At 75.1% G+C, this 22,822-nt stretch carries 15 protein-coding genes; 5 read left to right on the forward strand and 10 right to left on the reverse strand.

The window, feature by feature from the left end:
- Nucleotide 1: 1 nt before the first annotated feature.
- From LY05_RS04335 to LY05_RS04345, 3 genes are all read right to left on the reverse strand, one after another.
- Nucleotides 2-4,351 carry a PAS domain S-box protein gene (locus LY05_RS04335; RefSeq protein WP_148922221.1) on the reverse strand — a complete coding sequence of 1,450 codons (4,350 nt, stop codon included), beginning with the start codon at nucleotides 4,349-4,351 and terminating at the stop codon, nucleotides 2-4.
- A gap of 129 nt (nucleotides 4,352-4,480) precedes the next feature.
- Nucleotides 4,481-6,520 carry an NADH:flavin oxidoreductase gene (locus LY05_RS04340; RefSeq protein WP_148922222.1) on the reverse strand — a complete coding sequence of 680 codons (2,040 nt, stop codon included), beginning with the start codon at nucleotides 6,518-6,520 and terminating at the stop codon, nucleotides 4,481-4,483.
- Nucleotides 6,521-6,589: 69 nt separating this feature from the next.
- Nucleotides 6,590-8,131, reverse strand: coding sequence for a trimethylamine methyltransferase family protein (locus tag LY05_RS04345; protein ID WP_148922223.1), 1,542 nt, complete (start codon nucleotides 8,129-8,131; stop codon nucleotides 6,590-6,592).
- A gap of 118 nt (nucleotides 8,132-8,249) precedes the next feature.
- On the opposite strand from LY05_RS04345, the gene LY05_RS04350 reads away from it, so the two are divergent.
- Nucleotides 8,250-9,233: a LysR substrate-binding domain-containing protein gene (locus tag LY05_RS04350; protein ID WP_148922224.1), complete on the forward strand. Its 984-nt coding sequence runs from the start codon at nucleotides 8,250-8,252 to the stop codon at nucleotides 9,231-9,233.
- Here LY05_RS04350 and LY05_RS04355 read toward each other — a convergent pair.
- The 6 genes from LY05_RS04355 to LY05_RS04380 all read right to left on the reverse strand — a co-directional run bounded on the left by LY05_RS04355 (nucleotide 9,178) and on the right by LY05_RS04380 (nucleotide 14,575).
- Nucleotides 9,178-9,774, reverse strand: a complete 597-nt coding sequence (locus LY05_RS04355; protein WP_148922225.1) for a LysE family transporter — start codon at nucleotides 9,772-9,774, stop codon at nucleotides 9,178-9,180. The genes LY05_RS04350 and LY05_RS04355 overlap by 56 nt on opposite strands.
- Nucleotides 9,771-10,379, reverse strand: coding sequence for a LysE family translocator (locus LY05_RS04360; RefSeq protein WP_148922226.1), 609 nt, complete (start codon nucleotides 10,377-10,379; stop codon nucleotides 9,771-9,773). Before LY05_RS04360 ends, LY05_RS04355 begins: the two co-directional genes overlap by 4 nt.
- 89 nt (nucleotides 10,380-10,468) lie before the next feature.
- Nucleotides 10,469-11,689 carry a CCA tRNA nucleotidyltransferase gene (locus LY05_RS04365; RefSeq protein WP_148922227.1) on the reverse strand — a complete coding sequence of 407 codons (1,221 nt, stop codon included), beginning with the start codon at nucleotides 11,687-11,689 and terminating at the stop codon, nucleotides 10,469-10,471.
- Entirely contained in the window at nucleotides 11,686-12,318 is a 633-nt protein-coding gene (locus LY05_RS04370; RefSeq protein ID WP_072746953.1) for a CoA pyrophosphatase, read from the reverse strand. Before LY05_RS04370 ends, LY05_RS04365 begins: the two co-directional genes overlap by 4 nt.
- A gap of 621 nt (nucleotides 12,319-12,939) precedes the next feature.
- Nucleotides 12,940-13,860, reverse strand: coding sequence for a hypothetical protein (locus LY05_RS04375; protein ID WP_148922228.1), 921 nt, complete (start codon nucleotides 13,858-13,860; stop codon nucleotides 12,940-12,942).
- A 118-nt stretch (nucleotides 13,861-13,978) separates the two neighbouring features.
- Entirely contained in the window at nucleotides 13,979-14,575 is a 597-nt protein-coding gene (locus tag LY05_RS04380) for a DUF1285 domain-containing protein (RefSeq protein ID WP_148922229.1), read from the reverse strand.
- Nucleotides 14,576-14,695: 120 nt separating this feature from the next.
- On the opposite strand from LY05_RS04380, the gene LY05_RS04385 reads away from it, so the two are divergent.
- The 4 genes from LY05_RS04385 to LY05_RS04400 are packed head-to-tail and all read left to right on the forward strand — an operon-like array spanning nucleotide 14,696 to nucleotide 21,876.
- The gene (locus LY05_RS04385; protein ID WP_148922230.1) at nucleotides 14,696-15,709 is read left to right on the forward strand and encodes an AAA family ATPase; all 1,014 of its coding nucleotides are present in this window, start codon (nucleotides 14,696-14,698) and stop codon (nucleotides 15,707-15,709) included.
- Nucleotides 15,706-16,641, forward strand: coding sequence for a DUF58 domain-containing protein (locus tag LY05_RS04390; protein ID WP_346265225.1), 936 nt, complete (start codon nucleotides 15,706-15,708; stop codon nucleotides 16,639-16,641). The genes LY05_RS04385 and LY05_RS04390 overlap by 4 nt, the downstream gene beginning before the upstream one ends.
- The gene (locus LY05_RS04395) at nucleotides 16,635-19,805 is read left to right on the forward strand and encodes a DUF4159 domain-containing protein (RefSeq protein WP_148922231.1); all 3,171 of its coding nucleotides are present in this window, start codon (nucleotides 16,635-16,637) and stop codon (nucleotides 19,803-19,805) included. Before LY05_RS04390 ends, LY05_RS04395 begins: the two co-directional genes overlap by 7 nt.
- A gap of 1 nt (nucleotide 19,806) precedes the next feature.
- Nucleotides 19,807-21,876 carry a hypothetical protein gene (locus tag LY05_RS04400; protein ID WP_148922232.1) on the forward strand — a complete coding sequence of 690 codons (2,070 nt, stop codon included), beginning with the start codon at nucleotides 19,807-19,809 and terminating at the stop codon, nucleotides 21,874-21,876.
- 370 nt (nucleotides 21,877-22,246) lie between these two features.
- Here the strand turns inward: LY05_RS04400 and LY05_RS04405 are convergent, their stop codons facing one another.
- Nucleotides 22,247-22,744 (reverse strand): GNAT family N-acetyltransferase, encoded by a 498-nt coding sequence (locus LY05_RS04405; RefSeq protein ID WP_148922233.1) that lies wholly within the window; start codon nucleotides 22,742-22,744, stop codon nucleotides 22,247-22,249.
- Nucleotides 22,745-22,822 lie beyond the last annotated feature (78 nt).

The raw sequence follows: 22,822 nt of genomic DNA on the forward strand, positions 1-22,822 counted from the left end.
CTCAGCCCTCGGGGGCGACGCGGCGCAGCGCCTCGAGCGCGGCCTGCAGATCCTCGCGCCGGAAGGGCTTGGGCACGTGGCGGTCGAAGCCGCGCTCGAGATATTCGGCGACCTGATGGGTCATGGCGTTCGCGGTGATCGCCGCGGCGGGCGTCGGGGGCAGGCCGCGTTCGGCCTCGTCGCGGCGTATGCGATCGAGCGCCTCCATCCCGTCCATTTCGGGCATCGAGATGTCGAGCAGCAGCGCATCGAAGCGTTCGCGGCGGGCGGCCTCGACGGCCTGAAGGCCGTTCTCGACCAGAACGGCCTCGACGCCCATGCCGCGCAGCATCGCCTCAATGATCATCCGGTTCGAGGGCGTGTCGTCCGCCGCCAGCACGCGCATGTTGCAGATCGGGGGCGCCTCGGCCTCGGCTTCGTCCGCGGCCGGCGGCGTCTCGGTCCGCGGCAGCGGCAGGGCCACCGTCACCCGCGTGCCCTTGCCCGGGGCGCTGCGCACATGGATGCGGCCCTGCATCATCTCGACCAGGCGGCGCACGATGGCCATGCCCAGCCCGGTTCCGCCGAAGCGGCGCGAGATGGTGCTGTCGGCCTGCGCGAAATCCTCGAACAGCTTCTTCTGCTGCGCGCGCGTCATGCCGATGCCGTCGTCGCGCACGTCGATCACCACTTCGTCGCGCCGGTTGACGCGCAGCTGCAGCTCGATCTCGCCCGATTCGGTGAACTTGACCGCATTGCTCAGCAGGTTGTGCAGGATCTGCTGGACCCGGTGCTGGTCGCCCAGGCGCGGCGCCTCGGCCAGGGAATCGATGCGGCTGCGCAGCGTCAGCCCCTTTTCCGCCGCCTTGAAGGCGTGCACGTCCGCGACGCGCCGCGCGGCCTCGGCGGGGGCGAAGGGCGCGGCCTCGAGCGTCAGCTTGCCCGCCTCGATCTTCGACATGTCGAGCAGGTCGTTGAGGATGTTGAGCAGCGTCTCGCCCGACTGGCGAATGGCGCCGATCATCCTGAGGCCTTCGGGATCCTCGATCCGTTCCTCGAGCAGCTCGGCCATGCCCAGGACGCCGTTGAGCGGGGTGCGGATCTCGTGGCTCATCGTCGCCAGGAACAGCGACTTGGCGCGGTTGGCCTCCTCGGCCCTTTCGGCGGCCTCGACGATTTCGGTCACGTCCGAGCCCAGCCCGCGATAGCCCTTGAAGGCGCCGTTCTCGTCGAAGACGGGCGTGCCGCCGATGCGGATCCAGCGCCTTTCGCCGCCCGGCCGGTGCGGCGCCATGTAGACGAAGTTGCGGAAGGGCTCGCGGCGCTCGAGCTTGCGCGCAAGCGCCTGCCAGTCGGCGCTGGCCAGAACCTCGGGCTTGTCGGCGAAGTATTCCTCGCGCGTCTTGCCCAGAACCTCGGCGGCGTCCTGGCTGACGACCTGGCGCGAGGCGTTGTCGGACAGGAAGGTGAAGCGCAGGTTCTCGTCCTGCTCCCACACCCAGTCGTCGCTGACCGAGATGATGTCGTAAAAGCGTTTCTCGGCCGCGTCGCGCTCGCGCATGGCGCGTTCCAGCTCGGCCTTGGCGGCCTCGAGCGCCTCTTCTCGCGCCTTCTGCTCCGAGATGTCGATATGCACGCCCGAGGTCACCAGGGGCTCGCCCGTCGGGGCGCGCAGCGTCACGCGGCCGCGGGTGAGGACCCAGACGTAATGTCCGTCGCGGTGGCGCAGGCGCACCTCGTTCTCGAACATGTCCTTGCCGGCCAGGATCTCGGCATGCTCCTTCTCGATCTTGGCGCGGTCGTCGGGGTGGAGCAGCGCCACGAAGTCGTCGGCGGTGATCGCGTCGGGATCGTCCAGCGAATAGCCCAGCATCTCGGCCCAGCGGCGGTTGACCGGGTTGCGGCCGCTGCGCATGTCGAGCTGCCAGGTGCCGACCTGCGCGCCCTCGATGATGTCGGCCAGGCGCTGCTCGGCTTCCTTGAGCGCGGTGACGTCGATGCGCATGCCCACCCAGCCGCCTTCGGCCGTGCGCTTTTCCAGCACGCGCACCCAGCGCCCGTCGGCCAGGCGCTGTTCGATCGGGCCCTCGCAACGCGCATGTTGAGCAAGGCGCTCGCGCAGCCATTCCTCCTCGCGCCCGAGGGCGGCGACGTATTCGCCCGCCGCAAGGCCCGCGCGCAGGATCTGCTCGAAGCTGGCGCCGGGAACCATGGCGTGGGCCGAGCGGGGGTAGTATTCCTTGTAGCGCTCGTTGCACAGCACCAGCCTGTCATCCGCGTCATACAGCGCGAAGGCGTCGGGCAGCGCCTCGATGGCCTCGAGCAGCTGGCGGCGGGCGGTGCTGGCGGCTTCGAGCGCGGCTTCGCGCTCGGCCTCGCGGATCTTGTCTTCGGTGATGTCCTGGACCACGCTCCAGATGCGCTTGCGGCCGAGATCGTCCTGAACGAGCACCCCGTTGACCAGAACGTTGCGCACCTGGCCGTCGCTGCGCCGCACGGTCAGCTCGAAGGGTCCGAAACGTTCGCCCACCGCCATCTGCGCGCGCGCCCTGGCCTCGGCCTCGGCCAGGCCGTCGGGCAGGAACACCTCGCGATAGCGGATGCCGGGCAGCTTTTCGCGCGGGATGCCCAGGGTTTCGGCCAGGGCGGGGTTCGCCTCTTCGATGCGGCCGGTGTGGTAGTCGTAAAGCATGATGCCGACGGTGGAGAGCTCGACCAGGCCCTCGAGCAGCTCTTCGCGGTAGCGCAGCGCCTCGAACGCCTCCTTGCGCGCGGTCACGTCCATGTGCACGCCCGACATCAGCCGCGGGCTGCCGTCGGCCTCGCGCTGCAGGACGCGGCCGCGGGCTTCGATCCAGATCCAGCGGCCATCCTTGTGGCGCATGCGGAACTGCGCCTCGAAGGCGTCGGTCTCGCCGCCGATGCACCGGCGCAGGCGCGCCATGGCGGCGTGCAGATCGTCGGGGTGGGTGAGGCGGCGCCAGGTCTCGAAGGTGACGGGGCGCAGCTCGTCGACCGTGTAGCCGAGCATGCCGGCCCAGCGATCGTTGATGATGTTTTCGCCGCTGCGGATGTCCCACAGCCATGTGCCGACCCGCGCGCCCTCGATCACCTGGGCCAGGCGGCGCTGGGCGCGGACGGTTTCGGTCACGTCCATGCGCAGGCTGACGCGGCCGCCGCCGGGGATGCGCCGCTCGAAGATGCGCAGGACGGTTCCGTTGGGCAGCTCGATTTCCGATCGGTATTCGTCCTGCGCGTTGCGCTCGCGCAGCTTGCGCACGAAGCGCTCGGGGTCCGAGTCGGGGCTGCCCAGCAGGCCGCGTTCGATGGCCGCGCGGACCAGCTCCTCTTGCGGGACGCCGGGGCGGATCAGGTCGGCCACGCCGCGGTTCATGCGGGCATAGGCCTTGTTCCACATCACCAGCCGATCCTCGGCGTCGGTGAGGAGGAATGCGTGCGGCAGCGTCTCGATCGCGTCGCGCAGAAGGTCGGCGGCGGCCTGCGCCTTCGCGCGGCTGCGCTCCAGCTCGGCCTCGCGAAGCTTGCGCTCGGTGATGTCGCTTTGGAGCGCCAGATAGCCGACGATCTCGCCGTTCCGGCTGCGCTGCGGCAGGATGTTCGTCTCGACCCAGTAGGTTTCGCCGTTCTTCGCGCGGTTCCGGATCTCTTCGCGCGCAGGGCGGCCGGCGGCCAGGGCGGCGCGGATGCGGGCCTTGACCGCCGGATCCGTGCCGTCGAAGTGAAGAAGCTCGGAGGGTCGCTTGCCGCGCGCCTCTTCCAGCGAATAGCCCGAGCGGCGCTCGAAGGCCGGGTTGACCCAGGTGATGCGCTGCGCGGCGTCGGTCATCACCACCAGGTGGTGGGATTCCTGCGCCGTCTGCTCCAGCCAGTCGAGGCGCTCGGCGCGCCGGCGCTCGGTCGTGACGTCGCGCACGCGCAGCCGCAGCTCGGTCTTGCCCGAGGGTGCGGCGACGGGCATCGCCGTGAGCTCGAACCAGGCCTCCGAGCCGCCCTCTTTCAGCCCCAGCGTGGCGCGCGGGGGCGGCGCGGCGGCGTCGAGCGCGGCGGCCGCGCGGGTCAGCTCGGCCAGGGCGGCGGCCGGTTCGGCGGGGTCGAGAGCGAGGGCCGCAAGCGCGTCGTCGATGCGCGCGCCCATCAGCGCGGCGGGCGGCAGCGGCCAGCGCGCGGGCGGGCGCCCGCGCCAGCCGGCGCAGCGGCCTTCGGCGTCCAGCTCCAGAACCAGGTCGGGGCAGGCGTCCAGCTCGGCGCGCAGCCGGGCGACCTCGTCCCGCAGGGCGGCGAGTTCGTCGGATTGGGGCGCATACGGCGCCGATGCCGGTTCGGGTCGGCGATTTTCCGCAAAGCCGGGCATCCGGGCGCGCTCCACTGTTTCCGGTCGGCCGGGCGGCGCCGACCCTTCATCCTTGGGTCGAACGTGCCGCAGCTTGCTTAAGAACCTGTTTCGCCGCTGGAGGGCCTTTCGTCAACTTGCGCGTGCGCCCTACCAGAGGATGCCAAGGCGCAGGGCCTCGTAGATGGCGGCGTGGATGTTGCGCGCCGCCACCGCGTCGCCGATGCGGAAAAGGCGCATCCGCGCCTCGGGCCGGCGCGCGGGAAAGGGGTCGCGCCCGGCCAGCAGGGCCTTGTGGTCGATCTCGCCCAGGTTGCGGCTCAGGTGCTTGAGCGCGAAGTAGAGTTCGTCGAGCGGGGCGGTGGCGTGCTCGACCACCACCTGGTCGACGCGCCGCTCTTCGCGCCAGCCCTCGGCGTAGTCCGAGCCGAAGGTCGCGACCAGCTCATTTCCCTCGCGGCGCACCCCCGTCAGGCGGGCGTTGATGGTCACGCGCACGCCCAGCTCGTGGAACGCCTTCATGTAGGGCGCATGGTTCAGGCCGCCGATCTCGGGCGCGAAGAATCGCTCGGGCGTGACCAGCTCGACCTCGGCGCCGGCGCGCGCCGCGACCTCGGCCGCGCTCATGCCCGGATGGGCGCCGTTGTCGTCATAGACCAGCACGCGCCCGGCCGGCTTGACCGCGCCCGAGAGGATGTCCCAGCTCGAGACGGTCAGCTCGGCGCCCGCGTCCATCGGCGGGGTCTGGGGCAGGCCGCCGGTGGCGATCACCGCCATGTCGGGGTCTTCGGCCAGCACGTCCTCGGCCTCGGCGTAGACGTTGAAGCGGATGCGCGCGCCAAGGCGCGCAAGCTCGTCCAGGCGCCAGTCGATGATGCCGATCACCTCGCGCCGGCGCGGGTTCTGGACCAGCAGGTTGACCTGCCCGCCGGCGCGGTCGGCCGCTTCGAGCACGGTCACGTCGTGGCCGCGCTCGGCCGCCACGCGCGCGGCCTCGAGCCCGGCGGGGCCGGCGCCGACGATCACCGCCTTGAGCGGCCTGGGCGCGGGCGGAATGACGTGGGGCATGCGCGCCTCGCGCCCGGTGGCGGCGTTGTGGATGCACAGCGCCTCGCCGCCCTCGTAGATCCGGTCGAGGCAGTAGGTGGCGCCCACGCAGGGGCGGATGCGGTGCTCTTCGCCGCGCATGACCTTGGCGGCGATGTGCGGGTCGGCGATGTGGGCGCGGGTCATGCCGACCATGTCCAGCTTGCCCGTCGCGATCGCATGGCGCGCGGTGGCCACGTCGGGGATGCGCGCGGCGTGGAAGACGGGGATGCCGACCTCGGCGCGGACCTCGCCGGCGAAGTCCAGATGCGGCGCCGAGGCCATGCCCTGCACCGGGATCACCCGCGCCAGCGGCGCGTCGTGGTCGATATGCCCGCGGATCAGGTTGATGAAGTCGAACTTGCCCGAGGCGGCGATGCGGCGCGCGATCTCGACCCCTTCCTCGCGGCTCAGCCCCTTGTCCCAGTCCTCGTCCGCGACCATGCGGATGCCGACGATGAAGTCGGGCCCGACGGCGGCGCGCACCGCGTCGATCACCGCCCATGTGAAGCGCAGCCGATTATCCAGCGAGCCGCCCCATTCGTCCTCGCGCCGGTTGGTGGCGGGGGACCAGAAGCTGTCCATCAGGTGGCCGTAGGCCTCGAACTCGATGCCGTCCAGCCCGGCCTCCTTCATGCGCTGGGCGGCGGCGGCGTAGTCCGCGACGATGCGGGCGATGTCCCAGTCCTCGGCCTCCTTGGGAAAGGCGCGGTGGGCCGCCTCGCGCACCGGCGAGGCCGACAGCACCGGCAGCCAGTCGCCCTTGTTCCAGCTGGTGCGCCGGCCCAGATGGGTCAGCTGGATCATCACCGCGGCGCCGTGCTCGCGGCACTCGTCGGCCAGGCGGCGCAGCCAGGGCACGATCTCGTCGCGATAGGCGTGCAGGTTGCCGAAGGCCTCGGGGCTGTCGGGCGAGACCACCGCCGAGCCCGCCGTCATGGTCAGCGCGATGCCGCCGCGGGCCTTCTCGACGTGGTAGAGCCGGTAGCGGTCCTTGGGCAGGCCGTCCTCGGAATAGGCCGGCTCGTGCGCGGTGGACATGATCCGGTTGCGCAGCGTCAGGTGCTTGAGCCGGAAGGGCTGGAGCAGGGGATCGTTCGTCATGCTCGGACCTCGGTCTGGGGGCGTAACCCGATTGGCGCGCGCCTTGGGCCGACGCGCAAGCCCGACGGCTCAGTGCCACATGTCGGGCCCCTGGGCCTTGCGGCGGGCGACGAAGTCGGCCAGGGCCTCGTCGATCGCGGGGTCGAGCGGCGGGGGCTCGAACTCGGCCAGGCGGCGCTTCCAGATGCGGTTGGCGCGCGTCGCCGCGTCCTCGGCGCCGGCTTCGAGCCAGGTCTCGTAGGGGTCGTCGTCGCCGGTCTCGGAGGGGCGGAAGGCGGTTTCGTAATGGGCCAGCGTGTGCGCGCAGCCGAAGAAGTGCCCGCCCGGCCCGACCTCGGCGAAGGCGTCGAGCGCCAGCGTCGCCTCGTCCACCCGCACGCCCTGCAGATAGGTGTGGAGCGCCCCGCACAGGTCGCAGTCAAGAACGAACTTCTCGTAGGACATGGACAGAAGCCCGTCCAGGAAGCCGGCCGCGTGCAGCACGAAATTGGCGCCGCAATGAATGGCCGACAGCATGGACATGGTTCCCTCGGCCATGGCCTGCGCGTCGGGCAGCTTCGAGGTGGTGAAGTTGCCCGCGCAGCGCAGCGGCAGCCCCAGCCGCCGCGCCAGCTGCCCCACCGCCAGCGAGCCGACCGCCGGCTCGGGCGTGCCGAAGGTGGGCGAGCCCGAGCGCAGGCTCATCGAGCTGAGGAAATTGCCGAAGATCACCGGCGCGCCGGGTCGCTCGAGCTGGGTCAGCGCGCAGCCGGCCATGGTCTCGGCCAGCGCCTGGGCGACGGCGCCGGCGGTGGTGACGGGCCCCATGGCGCCCCCCAGGATGAAGGGAACCACCACCGCCGCCTGGTTGGCGCGCGCATAGGCGCGCAGCGCCCGCGTCATGGTCCCGTCCCAGACGAGGGGCGAGTTGACGTTGACGTTGCCCAGGATCACGCAATTGGCGTCCACGAAGTCGGCGCCGAAGAGGATGCGCGCCATCTCGATCGAATCCTCGGCCCGGTCCTCGGCGGTGACCGAGCCCATGAAGGGCCGGTCCGACAGGCGGATATGCGCCAGGACCATGTCCAGATGGCGCTTGTTCACCGGGATGTCGGTCGGCTCGCAGATCGTGCCGCCCGAATGGTGCAGCCAGGGCGAGGACTGGGCCAGCTTCACGAAGTTCTGGAAATCCTCGAGCGTGCCGTAGCGCCGCCCGCGGTCCAGATCCATCACGAAGGGCGAGCCGTAGGCCGGCGCGAACACCACCTGATCGGCGCCGATGCGCACCGAGTTGGCCGGATTGCGCGCGTGCTGGACGAACTCGCGCGGGGCCGAGGAGAGGATCTCGCGCAGCATGCCCGGCTCGAAGCGCACAAGCGCGCCCTCGACGCGCGCGCCGGCCCGGCGCCACAGCGCCAGCGCCGCCGGGTCGTCGCGGAACTCGATCCCGACCTCGGCCAGGATGCGGTCGGCCGCGCGCTCGATGCGCAGCAGCGATTCCTCGTCCAGCAGCTCGATCGGCGGAACCGCGCGGCGGATGCCCGGCCGCCCCGCCGGCGCGCCCGCCTCGGCGCGCCTGGCCTGCCGCGCCTGCCTTCCGCCTTGTCCCTTGCGCCGCGCCGATGCTTCCATGATCGCCTCCCTTCGCCGCGCCGCGCGCGCCGGTCGCGCGGCGCCCCAGGGGAACGCTAGACCGGGCGCGGGCGTGCGTAACGCTGGAAAATTCTCATGCGGCGCATAAGCTGCGCTTATGACGAACCTGCGCCGCCTGCTGCCCTCGCCGGGGCATCTGATCGTGTTCGAGGCCGCCGGCCGGCTCGGCAGCTTCACCGCCGCCGGGCGCGAGCTGGGCATGAGCCAGGCGGCGGTCTCGCTTGCGGTGCGCGCGCTCGAGGACCAGCTGGGCGCGCAGCTGTTCGTGCGCACGCCGCGCCGGGCGCGGCTGACGGATGCGGGGGCGCGCTTCTTCGCCGAGGTCTCGCAGGCGCTGTCGCAGATCCGCGCCGGGGTCGAGGCGCTGCGCGCGCGCGAGGACGGGCCCGTGACGCTGGCCGTCTCGACGGCCTTCGCCGCCTTCTGGATGATGCCCCGCCTGCAGCAGCTGCGCGAGGCGCTGCCCGGCGTCGATCTGCGCCTGCAGACCGCCGACCGCGACCTTGACCTGGTCGCCGAGGGAGTGCCCCTCGGCGTGCGCGGCGGCGATCCGGCCGACTGGCCCGGCCACGGCGCCGAGCCGATCGCCGAAGAGGTGATCTTTCCCGTCGCCAGCCCCGCCTGGATCGCCCGCCACGGCCTGCCCGCCGACCCGGCCGAGCTGGCGCGCCGGCGGCTCATCCATCTCGAAGAGCCCACGCGCCCGGCCGCCGACTGGGGCGACTGGTTCCGCGCCGCGGGCCTCGAGGGCGCCGAGCCCGCGCGCGAGCTGGTCATCAACGACTACGTCCTGGTCATCCAGGCCGCGCTCGAGGGGCAGGGGGTGGCGCTGGGCTGGCGCCACCTGGTCGAGCGGCACCTGCGCGCGGGGCTTCTGCGCCGCCTGGGCGGGCCGGCGCTGCGCACGGGGCGCTCGTTTCACGTCGTCTGGCCGCAGGGCGTCGCGCTGACGCCCAAGGCGCGCGCCGTGCGCGACTGGCTGGCCGCCGCGGCGGCCGAGGGGCGCCGCGCCGGCGCGCCCCGGCTCAGACGAAGATCAGCGCCGCGGACGCCGCCATCAGCGCCGACAGCGCGGTCATGAAGCGGCGGTGGGCGCGCTCGGACGCCATCAGCCGGCGCAAGAGCCCGCCCGCCGAGGTCCAGAACACGCATACCAGCAGGTTCAGCCCCGAGAACACCAGCGCCAGGCGCGCCGCCTCGGCCGCCGGACCGCCCCCGCCGGCGAAGCCCGCCGCCGCCGCCAGCGCCACCGCCCAGACCTTGGGGTTGACCCATTGGAACAGCGCCGCCTCGGCCAGCGTCATCGGCCGTCCGGCGTCGGCGCCGCGCGGGCGGCGCGCGGCCGCGGCCATGGACCAGGCCAGCCGCAGGATCCACAGCGCCGCGATCGCCTTGAGGCCGGCCGCCAGCCACGGCGCCGCCGCCAGCGCCGCGCCCACGCCCAGCCCCGCCGCCGCCGCGATCGCCCCGACGCCCCCCGCCACGCCAAGAATGTGCGGGACCGTGGCCCGCACGCCAAAGCGCGCGCCCGAGGCGGCCAGCATCACCACGTTCGGCCCCGGCGAGAACAGCCCCGCGAAGACGAAGGCGGCCAGCGGGGCCAGCTGCGCGTCGGCGCTCATCCCAGATCGGCGACGGCCAGCATCGCCGCGCCCGCCGCGACCATGGCGCCCATGCAAAGGTTGAAGGCCCGCAGCCGCGCGCCGCCGCCCAGAACGCGCCCCATGCCGGCGCCGAACGCCGCCCATCCATGCGCCGAGGTCAGGCCCGACGCCACGAACACCAGCGCGCAGGACGCCGCCTCGCGCAGCGGCGCGGCGCCGGCGACGAATTGCGAGACCACCGCCACGCACATGGCCCAGGCCTTGGGATTGACCCACTGGAACGCCGCCGCCTGCAGGAAGGTGAAGGGGCGCGAGGGGCCGCCCGCCGCGCCGGGCGCGCGCGCCGTCGCGATCCGCCACGCGATCCACAGCAGCAGCGCCGTGCCGGCCCAGCGCAGCCCCTCGCGCAGAAGGGCGCTTTGCTTGAACAGCCCCGCCAGGCCCAGCGCCGTCAGGAACATCATCAGCGAAAAGCCCAGCGCCACCCCCATCGCGTGCGGCAGCGTGCGCCGAAAGCCGAAGGTCGCCCCCGAGGCGGCCAGCATCGCGTTGTTCGGCCCAGGCGTCCAGGTCGAGGCCACGGCCAGCGCGGCCAGCGCGGCGAAGGTTTCGAAGGTCCACATCGGGGGCTCCGCGTTTCGGGCGATTTGGTCAGCAGGGGTGACCAAAGAAGATATGACGCGCTCCGCCCCGGCGCGTCAAGCGTGGCCGCTCAGCCCTTGCCGACCCGCGCCAGCAGCGCCTCGGCGTCGAGCCGCATGTCCGAGTCGAGCCACGCCTTTTCAAGGCGCCGCAGCTCGGCGCCCATCTGCGGCCCGGGGGCGACGCCGCGCGCGGCCAGATCGCGCGCGCGCACGGGCATCCGCGCGCCGGCGCCGCGCGCCAGCTCGGCCTCCAGATCCGCGGGCGGCGGGGCGGCGCGGGCGGCGGCGTCGATCAGCGCCGCGTCGCGCGCGGCGTCGGGGCCATGGCGCCAGGCGGCGCGGGCCGGGGGCTCGGCGGCCTCGCGCGCCGCGGCCGCGGCGGCCAGGCGGCGACGCTCGGCGTTGGACAGGCGCAGGGCCCGGGCCAGCTCGTCGGCGTCGGCGCCGGGCGCAAGCGCGGCCAGGCGGCGCAGCCAGTCGGGCGCGGCGCCGGCCAGCGCCTCGACATGCGTCAGGGGCGCGATCAGCGCCGGGTCGGCGCCCGGCAGCACCCGCGCCAGCGCGCCGCAGGCGGCCATGGCGGCCAGGGCCGGGGCGGGGTCCGGGGCGGCCAGAAGGCGGCGCATCTCGTGGCCGATGCGCTCGCGCGACAGGCGGTCGAGGCCGTCGAGCCCCTCGGCGCAGGCGGCCAGGCCCTCGGGGTCGATGCCGTTCGCGCCATACCAGGCGTGGAAGCGGAAGAAACGCAGGATGCGCAGGTAGTCCTCGCGGATGCGCCGGCCCGCGTCGCCGATGAAGCGCACGCGCCGCGCGCGCAGGTCGGGCAGCCCGCCCACGGGGTCCAGCACCGCGCCGTCGGGGCGCGCGTAAAGCGCGTTCATGGTGAAGTCGCGGCGCGCGGCGTCCTGGGCCAGATCGGCGCCGAAGGCGACCTCGGCATGGCGGCCATGGCCGCGCAGATCGGCGCGGAAGGTGGTGATCTCGAAGGGGCGGCCGTCGGCGACCGCGGTCACGGTGCCGTGCGCGATGCCCGTGGGAACGGCGCGCAGCCCGGCGCGGGTCAGAAGCTCGACGGTGCGTTCGGGGCGCGCATCGGTCGCCAGGTCCACATCGGCCACGGGGGCCGGCGCTCCGAAGCGCGAGAGCAGCGCGTTGCGCACGCAGCCGCCCACGAACAGCGCCTGCGCGCCGCCCTCGAGCAGGGCGGCGGCGACGCGCTGCGCGGCCGGGTCGCGCAGCCACGCATCGTCCAGCGGCGCAAGGTCGGGAACGGGCGCGGCGGCGCTCATGCCGCGCCCCCGCCCGCGCCGTCAAGCGCGGCCAGGCGCGCGCTCAGCCCCACCAGCATGCGCGCCGTCGCGCCCCAGATGCGGCGTCCGCGCCATGGCATCTCGTAATACCAGCGCCGCTGGCCGTTCCACTCGCGCCAGCCGCGGGCGTGGTTGGCGGGGTCCATGAGCCAGTCGAGCGGAACCTCGAACACCTCGGCCACCTCCGAGGGGTCCGGGCGCGGCGAGAAGGCCGGGTCCACGAGCCCGAGCCAGGGCGTGACCAGAAAGCCGGTCACCGTCTCGTGCCCGTCGATGGCGCCCAGAAGCTCGACCATGGCGGGGTCGAGGCCGATTTCCTCCTGCGCCTCGCGCAGCGCGGCGGCGGCGGGCGAGGGGTCGTTCGGTTCGACCTTGCCGCCGGGAAAGGCCACCTGGCCGGGGTGGTGGCGCAGATGGTCCGCGCGCCGCGTCAGGATCACGTGCAGCCCCTGCGGGCGGCGCACCAGCGGGCACAGAACCGCGGCCGGGCGCAGCTTGCGGCGCGGGGGCAGCGCGTCGCGCAGCTCGGGGTTGAGGTCGTAGTCCGAGCTGCCCGCACGCCCGCCGCCGCGCGCCACGCGGCGCAGGTCGTCCTCGCTGACGGGCATCCGGGGCGGGCGCGGCGCGTCGAGCGGCTGCGGCCCGGCGCCGGGGTCGAGCGTGGGGTCGGCCTCGTCGTTCAGGGCCGCGGCGGGATCGTGCGGGGGCGTGTCGAAAGCGTCTTGCATGGGCAAGATGTGGCCCGCCGGGCGCGCGCTGGCAAGCGCCGCGTGCCCGCGCCGAGGCGCCCGGGGTGGCCGCCGCCGCCCCCCAAGGGTCGAGGCGGGCGGCGGGTCGGGGACTTCGAGACCTCGACCGACGCGGGGATCGGGGGCGGGCCGCGGCGGCGGGCGCGGCGTGCGCGCGGCGCTGCGGGGCGAGACGACCGGGGCGGCCACGCGCCATTCGACCGGGGCCGCGCTGCGGGGCGGTCGAGGCGACCATGCGCCGCTCGACCGGGGGCCGGGCGGGCGGGGCTGCGCCGCGAGAGGGCGGGCGCGGCGACGTCCCGTTCGGGCGAGGCGGCGGCGCCGGGCGGTCGAGACGGCGGCCGGCTGTTCTGCCGCGGGCTTGGCGCAGGGCGGCCGTGGCGGCCTTGCGCCTTTTGGCCAAGGGCCCCGCGGGGGCGAACGAGGCGGCGTTGCGCCGTTCGGTCAGGGCCGCGTCGCGGGGCGCGGAGCGGGCGCGCCTCAGCCGCGCCGGCGCGCGAAGCCGGCCCCGGCCAGCGCGCCCAGACCCGTCAGCAGCAGCGCGCCGGCCGCCGGGACCGGCACGGCGGTCGAGCGCACGTCCACCGGATCGAGGAAGGCGTTCGGATCATACAGGCTCAGATCGCCGTCGATGGCCGAGAAGACGGCGTTGCGCTCGGGCCCGGCGCTGTTGGCGACCGAACCGAACGAGAGGCGGATCTGGTCCGTGTCCACGAAGCGCAGCACCAGCGCGCCGCTTGCGTCGGTTTCGTCGAAGTTCGTGCCCGGCCCGGTGAACAGGTAGGTCTCGCCCTCATCCGTCGCGGTCAGCGCCTGCGGCGCGTCGCCCAGCTGGTATTGCGCCAGCCCGTCGGCGCGCCAGACGCGCAGGAATTCCGACTGCGAGGGCTCGCCGTCCACGTCATAGATCAGCAGCTCGACGGCGGCGGCCCTGAAGGGCGTCGAGAAGGTTCCCGACAGCGCGCCGGTGCCGTCGAACAGCGCGATGGTCAGATCGATGCCCGCAAAGCCGTAGTCGAGCGATTCGTAAAGAAAGCCCAGGTCGTCATTGGGCTCGGCCGCGCCGTTGGGGGCGTAGTAGTTCGGCGCGAAGCCGCGCCGGGCCTCGCCCGTGAGCTTCCTTCCGCGCGAGCCCCTCCTGCCGTCGTTGACGGTGGCGAAATGCGTGTTGGCCTCATCGACCACGGCGGTCACGCGGGCGTCGACGGTGGTCGCGCCGTCGGTCGCGACGGCGATGAAGTCGACGCTGAGGGCGTTGGTGATCGCCGGACCGGCGAAACCGTCCATGTTCGCCACGTCGGTCGGCGCGACGGCGTTGTTGAACTTGAGCGGCAGCGCGCCTGCGGGTGCGGCCCAAATCGCGGCGCCAAGCGCCGCGGCCAGGATCGAAACGTGCTTCATCGGTTGGGCTCCGTCGCGGAACGGCGGCGCTGGCGCGAGCGGCCGGCGTCGGCGTGATCATAATGGCGACGAATCATTCATTCAAGGTTCATTTACCGATCCGCCGATCTGCAAATCGTCAGTCGGGCAGCTCGTCGGCGGCGATCAGCGGAAAGAACATGCCGCCCGAGCGCACGCCGAACCATTCGCGCCCGTCCTGACGCGCGCGCTCGCCGATCTCGGCCAGGCGGTAGAAGCTCTTGCGGTCGATGAGCGCCTCGAGCCCGCGGCGCACATGCACATAGGGGCTGGGCTCGCCGGTGGCGGGGTCGTGAGCCACGCGGATCGGGTTCTCGGGGCCGGCGGCGGTCTCGTCGCCGACATTCGTCGCGAAGACGATCGTCTGATCGGGGCCGGGGTTCTCGACGCGGAAATCGACCGCCACGAAAGGCGCGTCCTCGACGACGATGCCGACCTTCTCGACCGGGGTGACAAGGTAGTAGCGGTCGCCGTCCTTGCGCAGGATCGAGGCGAACAGGCGCACCAGCGCCTCGCGCCCGATGGGCGTGCCCAGATACCACCAGCTGCCGTCGCGCGCGATCCGCATGTCCAGATCGCCGCAAAAGGGCGGATTCCACAGATGCACCGGCGGCGGCCCCTTCTTCGCCGCCGCGGCGGCGGCGCGCGCAAGGCTCTCCTGCGTCGGCTTGTCCGTCGGTCCGGCGCTCTCGCTCATGCCGCGCTCCTCGATTCGTTGCGTGTCGCTTCCGCCGCCGGCTGCATCGCCGACGCTGGACATGCTATGCCTGCGGTCTAGAGTTTCAACCCGCACCCCGCTTCGCGCAGGAGGATCCGCATGACCGAAGACCCCGCCGCACTGGCCGCCGAGATCGAGTCCCTGGGCGAGGCGCTGGCGCGCGTGCGCGCCGAGGTGTCGCGCAGCGTGATCGGCCAGCAGGGCGTGGTCGATCTGACGCTGGCGGCGCTGCTGTCGGGCGGGCATGCGCTGCTGGTCGGCGCGCCCGGCCTGGCCAAGACCCGCCTGGTCGAGACGCTGGGCGTCGTGCTGGGGCTGGATGCCGGGCGGGTGCAGTTCACCCCCGACCTGATGCCGGCCGACATCCTTGGCGCCGAGGTGCTGGAAGAGGCCGAGCATGGCGGCGGCCGCGCCTTCCGCTTCATCGAGGGGCCGGTGTTCTGCCAGCTGCTCATGGCCGACGAGATCAACCGCGCCTCGCCGCGCACGCAATCGGCGCTGCTTCAGGCGATGCAGGAGCGGCACGTCACCGTCGCCGGCCAGCGGCGCGACCTGCCGGCGCCCTTCCATGTGCTGGCCACGCAGAACCCCATCGAGCAGGAGGGCACCTATCCCCTGCCCGAGGCGCAGCTCGACCGCTTCCTGCTTCAGATCGACGTGGACTTCCCCTCGCGCGAGGACGAGCGGCGCATCCTTCTGGCCACCACCGGCGCCGACGAGGCCGGCCCCGCCCCGGTCCTCGACGCGCCGGCGCTGATCGCGGCGCAGCGGCTGGTGCGCCGCATGCCGGTGGGCGAGAGCGTGCTCGAGGCGATCCTGACGCTGGTGCGTTCCGCGCGCCCCGATCTGCCCGAGGCCGCCGAGCCCGTCGCCGCCCAGGTCGCCTGGGGGCCGGGGCCGCGCGCGGCGCAGGCGCTGATGCTGGCGACGCGCGCGCGGGCGCTGCTGGACGGGCGCCTTGCGCCCTCGGTCGAGGATGTGGCGGCGCTGGCGCGGCCGGCGCTGCGCCACCGCATGGCGCTGACCTTCGCCGCGCGCGCCGAGGGCGCCTCGCTGGATGCGCTGATCGACGATCTGGTGGCGCGCGCGCTGGGCGTCGAGGCCGCCGCATGAGCGCCCGCCCGCCCCAGGCACCGCCCGACGCGGCCTTCATGCGCGCGGCGCGGCTGCGGCGCGACGCCGAGCGCGCGGCGGGCGCGCTGCCGCCCTTGCTGGTCGAGGCGCGGCGCCTGGCGGCGGCGGTCTCGTCCGGCGCGCATGGGCGCCGGCGCGCGGGGGCGGGCGAGGCGTTCTGGCAATATCGCCGCGCCATGCCGGGCGATCCGGCCTCGGCCGTCGACTGGCGGCGCTCGGCGCGCTCGGATCAGCTCTTCGTGCGCGAGACCGAGTGGGAATCGCCGCAATCGGTCTGGTTATGGGCCGATGACGCGGCGTCCATGTCGTGCCGCTCGGCCGCCGCGCCGCGCGCCAAGCGCGACCGCGCGGCGCTTCTGGCGCTGGCGCTGGCGGCGCTGGTCATCCGCGGGGGCGAGCGCGCGGCCCTTCTGGGCGCGGGCCGCCCCGGCGCCGGCGAGGCGCAGCTGCGCCGCATGGCCGCCGCCCTGGCCGCGCCGCCGGTCGCCGAGGACGCCCGCCCGGCCTGGGGCGCGCCGCCCGCCGCCGCCTGGACGCGCGGCGGCACGGCGGTGTTCCTGTCCGACTTCCTCGGCCCCCTGGCCCCGGTCGAGGCGGCGCTGCGCGCGGCCGCCGCGGCGGGGGTGGGCGGGGTGTGCCTGCAGATCCTCGACCCGGCCGAAGAGGCGTTCCCCTTCGATGGGCGCGTCGATTTCCTGTCGCCGGACGGCGCCATGCGCCACGACGCCCACCGCGCCGAGTCGCTGCGCGAGGCCTACCGCCGCCGTCTGGCCGAGCGCCGCGCCCGCCTGCGCGACGCCGCCCGCCGCAGCGGCTGGCAATTCGGCGTGCATCGCACCGACCAGAGCGCGCGCGCGGCGCTGGTCTGGCTGCACGGCGCCGTCGCCGCGCGGCGCGAGCGGCCATGCTGAGCCTCGGCGCCATCGCTTTCCTGAACCCCTGGGCGCTGGTCGCGCTGGCGGCCCTGCCTGCGCTGTGGCTGCTGCTGCGCGCAACGCCTCCCGCCCCGCGCCGGGTCCGTTTCGCGGGGGTGGGGCTGCTGGCCGGCCTGCGCGAGACCGAGCGCACGCCTGACCGCACCCCGTGGTGGCTTCTGGCGCTGCGGATGCTGCTGGCGACGGCGCTGATCCTGGCCTTCGCCGAGCCCGTCTCGAACCCGCGCCGCGCCCTTGCGGGGGGCGGGACGCTGCTGATCGCGCTGGACGGCGGCTGGGCCTCGGCGCCGGACTGGGAGGCGCGGCGCGCCCGCGCGGCCGAGGCCCTGGACCAGGCGGCGCGGGCCGGGCGGCCGGCGATCCTGGTCTCGATCGCCGATCCGGGGCCCGAGGGCTGGCGCTTCGACCCGCGCCCGGCCGACGACTGGCGCGGCGCGCTGGCCGCGCTGGCGCCGCGCCCCTGGGCGCCGCCGCGCGCCGCCTTCGCCGCGGCGCTGGATGCGCGCGCGGCGATGGGCTTCGCCGCCGGAGGGCTCGAGATCCTGTGGCTCACCGACGGGCTGGCGCATGAACCCGGCGACGGGCTGGCCGAGACCTTCGCCGCGCTCGGGCCGACCACGATCGTTCCGCCCGCGACGCCCGCGCCGGGGCTGCGGCCGCCGGCGCTCGACAAGGACGGCGCGCTGGTCGTCGAGGTCGTGCGCGCCGGCGCGGACGGCGCCCGGGCCGTGACGGCGGCGGCCATCGGCCGCGGCCCGGACGGCGTCGAGCGCCGGTTGGGCGTCGCGCGCGCGGCGATCCCCGAGGGCGCGCAGCTCGCGCGGCTGCGCTTCGACCTGCCGCTCGAGCTGCGCAACCGGGTCGAGCGCGTGGTCCTTCTGGACGCGCCCTCGGCCGGCGGCGCGGCGCTGGCCGACGACGCGCTGCGCCGCCGCCGCGTGGGCCTTGCCGCGGGGCGCGACGATGCGGGCGCGGCGCCGCTGGTCTCGCCGCTGCATTACCTGCGCAAGGCGCTCGAGCCCACGGCCGAGCTGGTCGAGGGCGGCGTCTCGGCGCTGCTGGCGGCGCGCCCCGACGCCATCATCCTGGCCGATGTCGGCGCGATGGACGACGCCGAGCGCCAAGCCCTGACCGAATGGGTCCGCGCCGGCGGGCTGCTGGTGCGCTTCGCCGGCCCGCGCCTGGCGCGCGCCGCCGCCGAGCAGGCCAGCGGCCAGGCGCCGCCCGATCCGCTGCTGCCCGTGCGCCTGCGCGCGGGCGGGCGCGAGCTGGGCGGCGCCCTGAGCTGGAGCGCGCCGCAGCATCTGCGCCCCTTCCCGCCCGACGGTCCCTTCGCCGGGCTCGAGCCGCCATCGGACGTCGAGATCCGCCGCCAGGTCCTGGCCCAGCCCGGCCCCGACCTGGCGCGCCGCACGCTGGCCGCGCTCGAGGACGGCGCGCCGCTGGTCACGGCGGCCGATCTGGGCGCGGGGCGGGTGGTTCTGTTCCATGTGACGGCCGACGCCGAATGGTCGTCATTGCCGCTGTCCGGGCTCTTCGTGCGGATGCTCGAGCGCCTGGCGCTGGCCGCGCCGGCCGCCCGCCCGGCCGCCGAGCTGGCCGCCGACGATGCGCTGTGGAAGCCGCTTGCGGTGCTGGACGGGTTCGGCCGCCCCGCCGATCCGGGCGCCATGCCGGCCATTCCCGGCAAGGCGCTGGCCGCCGGCGTGGGGCCCGGCGCGCCGCCGGGGATCTATGCGGCGGGCGAGCGGCGCGCGGCGGTCAACGTTCTGGGCCCCGAGGCGCAGCTTGTCCCGGCGCCGCCGCCGCCCTTGGGCGTGCGCGTGGATCCGGGGCTGGGCGGCGCGCGCGAGGTCGGCTGGAAGGGGCCCCTGCTGGGCCTGGCCGCGGCGCTGCTGGCGCTGGACGCGCTGGCGGCGCTGCTGGCGACCGGCCGGCTGCGGCTGAGCCGGCGCGCCGGCGCGGCGGCGCTGGCGGCGGGCCTGGCGCTGGGCGCCGGCGCGGCCGGGCTTCCGCCCGCATCCGCCGCTCCGAAGCCCGCCGCGCCGCCCTCGGCGGCCGAGGGCGGCGCCGCGAACCCGGCCGCCTTGAACCTTGCCGCCGTCGGGGGCCCCGCGGGATCGTCGCCGGGCGCCGCGATGGTCGCCGCAGCGCAGTCCGGCTCCCCGCCGCCCCCCGCGGCGCTCCGGTCGATGCGCGGCGCCCTCTTTCGCTTCGCGGGTTCGTCGCCGGGCCTGCACGGCGCCTCGGGCGCGCGGCCCGCGCTTGCCGTCCGCGGCCGGGGCGCCGCCGCGCCCCTGCGGCTGGCGCAGGCCGCTTCGGCGCCCGGGGGCGAAGGGGCGGGCGGCCAGCCCCCGGCCCGCCGGCGCCCGCCGCCCGATCCCGAGCGCGACGCGCGCGCGTTGGCCGCCACGCGCGACACGACGCTGGCCTATGTGCGCACCGGCGATCCCCAGACCGACCGCATCAGCGAGGCCGGGCTGCGGGGGCTGTCGCGCGTGCTGGCCGCGCGCACGGCGGTCGAGCCGGGCGAGCCGATGGGGGTGGACCTCGAACGCGACGATCTCGCCTTCTTTCCGCTGCTCTACTGGCCGGTCGCCACGGCCCAGCCGCGCCCCTCGGACGGCGCCTATGCGCGGCTCAACGCCTATCTGCGCGCGGGCGGCATGATCGTGTTCGACCTGCGCGATCCGCGCCTTTCGCTGGGCGCGGACGGGGCCGGGCCCGGCGCACGGGCGCTGCGGCGGCTGGCCGGCCCGCTGGACCTGCCGCCGCTCGAGCCGGTTCCGCGCGACCACGTCCTGACCCGCACCTTCTACCTGCTCGACGACTTTCCCGGCCGCCGCGCGGGCGAGCGCGTGTGGATCGAGGCCGCCCCCGCCCCGCGCGAGGCCGACGGGCGGCCCTTCCGCATCCTGAACGACGGCGTCTCGCCGGTGGTGATCGGCGCCAATGACTGGGCCGGCGCCTGGGCGGTGTCCGAGGACGGCGCCTTCCTGCTGCCCGTCGGCCGCGCCGGCGAGCGGCGGCGCGAGATGGCCTTTCGCTTCGGCGTCAACCTGGTGATGTATGCCCTGACCGGAAGCTACAAGTCCGACCAGGTGCATGTGCCCGCCCTGCTCGAGAGGCTGGGGAACTGAGATGACCGCCGGCATCGACTTCGCGCCCCTTCTGCCGCCCGCCGCCGTCGCGGCGCTGGGCGCGCTGATGCTGCTGGGCGCGCTGCTGGCCGCGGCGCGCGGCGCGCCGGGCTGGCCGCTGCGCGCGGCGGCGGCGCTGGCGCTGACCGCGGCGCTGGCCAACCCCAGCCTCAAGCGCGAGCGGCGCGATCCGCTGCCCGACGTGGCGCTGGTGATCGTGGACGAAAGCGCCTCGAACCGCATAGAGGACCGCGCCGCGCAGACCCGCGCCGCCGAGCGCGCGCTGACCGAGGCGCTGGCGCGGCTGGGCGCCGACCCCGACCGCCCGCTGGAGACGCGCGTGACGCATGTGCGCGACGCCGGCGCCGATGGCACGCGCCTGGCCGAGGCCCTGCGCGCGGCCGCTGCGCCGGTGGCGCCGGACCGCATCGCCGGGGCGCTGATCGTGACCGACGGCCGCGCCCATGACGCCGACGCCGCGCCCGCGGATTTCCCGGCTCCCGTGCATGTCCTGCTGACCGGCCGCCCCGACGAGTGGGACCGGCGCCTGACCCTGACCGCCGCGCCGGCCTTCGGCATCGTCGGCGAAGAGGTCGAGGTCTCGTTCCGCGTCGAGGCGCTGGGCGCCGCCCCGCCCGAGGCGCGCGAGCCGGCCGAGGTCGAGCTGCGGATCGACGGCGCGCGCGCGGCCGCCCTGCGCGCGCCGGTGGGGCGCGAGGTGACGCTGCGCCTGCCCGTGCGCCATGGCGGCGCGAACGTGGCCGAGCTGACGCTCGCGCCTCTGGCGGGCGAGCTGACGGCGCGCAACAATGCGGCGCTGTTCTCGGTCAACGGGGTGCGCGACCGGCTGCGGGTGCTGCTGGTGTCGGGCGAGCCGCACCCGGGCGAGCGCACCTGGCGCAACCTGCTCAAGGCCGATCCCTCGGTGGATCTGGTGCACTTCACCATCCTGCGCCCGCCGGGCAAGCAAAGCGGCGCGCCGGTGTTCGAGCTGTCGCTGATCGCCTTCCCCACGCGCGAGCTGTTCATGGAGAAGATCGACGATTTCGATCTGATCGTGTTCGACCGCTACCGGCGCCAAGGCGTCCTGCCCGACGCCTATCTCGAGAACGTCGCGCGCTATGTGCGCGAGGGGGGCGCGGTGCTGATCGCCTCGGGGCCCGCCTTCGCCGGGGCGCAAAGCCTGTATCGCACGCCCCTGCGCGCGATCCTGCCGGGGCGCCCGACGGCGCGGGTGATCGAGGGCGGCTTCGTGCCGCGCGTCACGCCCCAGGGCGCGCGCCATCCGGTCACGGCCGGGCTGGCCCCGCCGCCGCCGGCCGATCCGGGCTGGGGTCGCTGGTTCCGTCAGATCGACCTCGAGCCCGTGTCGGGGCGCGCGCTGATGACCGGCGCCGCGGAACGGCCGCTGCTGCTGCTCGACCGGGTGGGCGAGGGGCGCGTGGCGCTGCTGGCCTCGGACCACGCCTGGCTGTGGGATCGCGGCTTCGAGGGAGGCGGCCCGCAGGCCGAGCTGCTGCGGCGCCTGGCGCATTGGCTGATGAAGGAGCCCGAGCTGGAGGAGGACGCGCTCTGGGCCAAGGTTTCGGGCGCGAATGTCGAGGTCTTCGTGCGCGCCGTCGACCGCGCGCCGACCGAGGCGACGGCGACCTCGCCCTCGGGCGCGACGCGGCGCCTGACGCTGCGCGAAGAGGCGCCGGGGCTGCATGTCGCCCGTTTCGAAGCCGGCGAGCAGGGGCTCTGGCGTCTGAGCGACGGCGTGCGCGAGGGGCTGGCGGCGGTGGGGCCGCCCTCGCCGCGCGAGTTCGCCGACGCCGTGTCCTCGGCCGCGCCGCTGGCGCCGCTGGCGCGCGCGACGCGGGGGGGCGTCGTGCGGCTGGCCGACGGCATGCCCGCGCTGCGCCGCGTGCGCGAGGGGCGCGACGCCGCCGGGCGCGGATGGCTTGGCCTGGCGATGCGCCAGGCGCACGCGGTGCGCGAGGTCTCGCTGATCTCGCTGGCGCCGGGCTGGCTGGCGCTCTTGCTCGTCGCGGGTCTGATCGCGGCGGCCTGGCGGCGCGAGACGCGCTGACCCGCCGCCCGTGGCCGGCCAAGGCGCCGCGGCCCGGCGCGCGCCCTTGCCATGGGGCGGGGCCTGGGCGACGCCGGCTCCCGGCTCCCGGCTCCCGGCTCCCGGCTCCCGGCTCCCGGCTCCCGGCTCCCGGCTCCCGGCTCCCGGCTCCCGGCTCCCGGCTCCTTGCGTCCGGCCCTCGGCCCGTGCGCGCCGCCGCCGGGCTTCGTCGCGCCGCGTTCGGCGAATGCGGGGCGGCGGGGCGCGCCGGACCCGGCCATGGCGGACCGCGCGCTTCGGGCCGCGGCCAGGTCAAAGACGGCGGCGACGGCCGAGATCCGCGGCGGCGTCCGCGGCGTCGGCGTCATGCGGGCGCGCGCGGGCGCCGCGCTCAGCTCCAGCGGCGGACGGGGCCGGCGACGCCGCGCATCGCGCCGGGGACAAGCTCCTTGGCCAGGATGCGATCGGGGTTGGTCGGCGGCGGGAATTCGACCTCGCGCGCCAGATCGCGCGAGAAGCCGAAGCGGCGGTAATAGGGCTCGTCGCCCACCAGCACGACCCGCGTCCAGCTCAGCGCGGCGGCGCGATCGAGGCTTTCGCGCATCAGCAGCGCGCCCAGCCCCTCGCCCTGGCGCGTCGGGTGCACCGCGACCGGCCCCAGCAGCAGCGCCGCGTCGCCGCGCGGGCCGATGCGCACGGGCCAGTAGCGGATCGCGCCGCCCACGGCGTCGAACTCGTCGCGCGCAAGCAGGCACAGCTCGGCCACCGGCTCGACGCCTTCGCGCAGCCGGTAGGAGCTCAGCGCCGTGCGGCCCGGCGCGAAGGCCAGATCGTAGAGCCACTCGACCTCGGGCCGGTCCTGCGGCCGCTCCTGCATCAGACGGAACATGCGCCCCCCGCTTCCGGCGCGCGGAAAGGCGCGCCGAAGCGGCGAGGTATCACGCGCTTCGCGCTTCCGTCCAGCGCC

Origin of the sequence: Oceanicella actignis (assembly GCF_008124525.1) — a bacterium.
Classification (GTDB): domain Bacteria; phylum Pseudomonadota; class Alphaproteobacteria; order Rhodobacterales; family Rhodobacteraceae; genus Oceanicella; species Oceanicella actignis.

Coding starts and splice junctions, on each gene's coding strand:
- LY05_RS04335 (WP_148922221.1), bottom strand. CDS start 4,351: ATGCCCGGCTTTGCGGAAAATCGCCGACCCGAACCGGCATCGGCGCCG.
- LY05_RS04340 (WP_148922222.1), bottom strand. CDS start 6,520: ATGACGAACGATCCCCTGCTCCAGCCCTTCCGGCTCAAGCACCTGACG.
- LY05_RS04345 (WP_148922223.1), bottom strand. CDS start 8,131: ATGGAAGCATCGGCGCGGCGCAAGGGACAAGGCGGAAGGCAGGCGCGG.
- LY05_RS04350 (WP_148922224.1), top strand. CDS start 8,250: ATGACGAACCTGCGCCGCCTGCTGCCCTCGCCGGGGCATCTGATCGTG.
- LY05_RS04355 (WP_148922225.1), bottom strand. CDS start 9,774: ATGAGCGCCGACGCGCAGCTGGCCCCGCTGGCCGCCTTCGTCTTCGCG.
- LY05_RS04360 (WP_148922226.1), bottom strand. CDS start 10,379: ATGTGGACCTTCGAAACCTTCGCCGCGCTGGCCGCGCTGGCCGTGGCC.
- LY05_RS04365 (WP_148922227.1), bottom strand. CDS start 11,689: ATGAGCGCCGCCGCGCCCGTTCCCGACCTTGCGCCGCTGGACGATGCG.
- LY05_RS04370 (WP_072746953.1), bottom strand. CDS start 12,318: ATGCCCGTCAGCGAGGACGACCTGCGCCGCGTGGCGCGCGGCGGCGGG.
- LY05_RS04375 (WP_148922228.1), bottom strand. CDS start 13,860: ATGAAGCACGTTTCGATCCTGGCCGCGGCGCTTGGCGCCGCGATTTGG.
- LY05_RS04380 (WP_148922229.1), bottom strand. CDS start 14,575: ATGAGCGAGAGCGCCGGACCGACGGACAAGCCGACGCAGGAGAGCCTT.
- LY05_RS04385 (WP_148922230.1), top strand. CDS start 14,696: ATGACCGAAGACCCCGCCGCACTGGCCGCCGAGATCGAGTCCCTGGGC.
- LY05_RS04390 (WP_346265225.1), top strand. CDS start 15,706: ATGAGCGCCCGCCCGCCCCAGGCACCGCCCGACGCGGCCTTCATGCGC.
- LY05_RS04395 (WP_148922231.1), top strand. CDS start 16,635: ATGCTGAGCCTCGGCGCCATCGCTTTCCTGAACCCCTGGGCGCTGGTC.
- LY05_RS04400 (WP_148922232.1), top strand. CDS start 19,807: ATGACCGCCGGCATCGACTTCGCGCCCCTTCTGCCGCCCGCCGCCGTC.
- LY05_RS04405 (WP_148922233.1), bottom strand. CDS start 22,744: ATGTTCCGTCTGATGCAGGAGCGGCCGCAGGACCGGCCCGAGGTCGAG.